Raw genomic sequence first — 2,273 nt, forward strand, 5'->3', positions numbered from 1 at the left:
GGTCCACCGCGAACACGGCACCCTGCCCCAGCCGGCTCCGCAACGACAACGGCGCCTCCAGCAGCGCGGCGATGCGGTCGGCGATCGACAGACCCAGTCCGAGTCCCTGCCCGGGGACATCCTCGCCGCGACGGAATTCCTCGAAGATCCGCCGCTGCTCCGCTTCGGCGATGCCGGGGCCGGTGTCCCATACTTCGACGCGCAGCCGGTCGCCATGGCGACGCACGCCCAGCAGCACGCCGCCACGCACCGTGTAGCGCACGGCATTGGCCAGGAAGTTCTGCAGGATGCGCCGCAGCAGCTGCGGATCGGTGTGCACCCACGCACGCGTGGGCACGATGTCGAACGACAGCCCGCGTTCGTTCGCCAGCACGCGGAACTCGGACGCCAGCGGTTCCAGCACCTCCATCAGCGGGAAGTCGCGCGGCTCCGGCAGCAGGCCGCCCGCTTCGAGGCGCGACATGTCCAGCAGGCCGGTCAGCAGGTCCGTGGTGGAATCCAGCGCGCCGCGTACCTGCAGCGCCGTGTCGCGCTGGCGCGCCTCCGGCAGCTGCTGCGACAGCGCGTCGGTGAACAACTGCGCCGCGTGCAGCGGTTGCAACAGATCGTGGCCGATCGCGGTCAGGAAGCGGCTCTTCGCATCGTTCGCATGCTCGGCCTCGCGCTTGGCGCTCTCGAGCAGTGCGGTGCGTTCGGCGACGCGCTGCTCCAGCGTTTCGTTCGCCTGCTTGAGCTGGCGTTCGGCCTGGCGCGACGCGGTCACGTCGGTGTAGGTGGCGACGAATCCGCCGCCCGGCATCGGATTGCCGCGGATCTCGACGATGCTGCCATCGGGGAACACGCGCTCGGTGAGGTGCGCCGTGCCGGCGCGCATGAAGGCCAACCTGCGCTCCAGCGCGCGTTCGTCCTGGCCGCGCTGCGGCATGCGCGCCAGCGCCCAGCGCGTCAGCTCGGCGATCGGTCGGCCGACCTGCAGCATCTCCGCCGGAAATCCGAACATCTCCCGGTAGCGCCGGTTCCAAGCCACCAGCCGCTGCTCGCGGTCGATCACGCTGATGCCCTGGCTCATGTTCTGCAGCGCCGCTTCCAGCACCTGCTGGTTGAAGCGCAGGTCCTGCGAGACCTCGCCGACGATCGCCGCCACGGTATCGAGGTCGCCGCTCTCGCGGCGCGCGGCATCCAGCAGCAGGCGGGCCGACGCGGAACCGAGCACCGCGGACAACTCGCGCTCCAGGCGCGCTTCGATCACGCCGGGCACGGGGCCGGTGCGCGGTGCGTCGGCCAGCAATTCCTCGACCCGTTCGCGCGGCAGGAACCGGCGACCCGCATCGCGCAAGGTCTTGCTGTCGAAACCTCGACTGTCGGCGCGGCGCGGCGCGTTGCCGCGCCAGCCCATCACCAGCAACGTCACCGCCGTGCCGCAGAACAGGCTGACGCCGACCGCGCGCCCCAGGCGGCTCCACCCGGTCAGGCCGAAGAAGCCATCGGGCGACAGCCCCGCGATGCCGAAGGGTCCTTCCTGCAACCACGCCGGCGACAGTCCGCGCGCATCCATCGTCACCGGCAACAGCAACAGCCAGGCCCAGACCAAGAAACCGACCACGATGCCGGCGATCACCGCGCGCGGTGGCGTCTGCGGGCGCCAGATCGCGAAACCCAGGGCGGGGGCGAGCGTGGCCAGCGCGGAGAACGACACCGCGCCCACGTCGGCCAGCGCATCGTTGCCGGCGACCAACCGACTGTAGGCCCACGCCAACAGCATCACCGCGACGATGCCGATGCGCCGCTGCGCCAGCACCGCACCGCGCAGGTCGCCGCCGGTGCCGCGCAACCAGCCACCGCGCAGCAGGCCCGGCGCCAGCCAGTGATTGCCGATCATCAGGCTCAGCGTCAGCGTGCTGACCACCACCATGCCGGTGGCCGCGCTCAGACCGCCGAGGAAAGCCAGCAGCGCGAGGCCCTGGTGCCCCTGCGACAGCGGCAGCGCCAGTACGTAGAGATCGGAAGGCACGGCATCGCCGAACATCGCGCCACCGGCGCGYGCCAGCGGCAACAGCGGCGCCGCCATTAGCACCATGTACAGCGGGAACAGCCAGCGCGCCGTGCGCACATGCCGCTCATCGCGGCATTCGACCACGCCCACGTGCACCTGGTGCGGCAGGGTGAACATCGCCAGCACGCCGAGCGCGACCAATGGCAGGAAGCCGTAGGTGGTCGACGGCGGGGCCTGCACGGGTGGCACGTCAGGCAATTCCGGCAGGCCCCACCAGACG

At 71.0% G+C, this 2,273-nt stretch carries 1 protein-coding gene; it reads right to left on the reverse strand.

Annotated elements, in window-relative coordinates:
- A partial coding sequence (locus AC04L7_RS16995) for a PAS-domain containing protein (protein ID WP_475513489.1) occupies positions 1–2,273 on the reverse strand: 2,273 nt, incomplete at both ends.

Source organism: Pseudoxanthomonas sp. LjRoot204_2, from assembly GCF_056175765.1.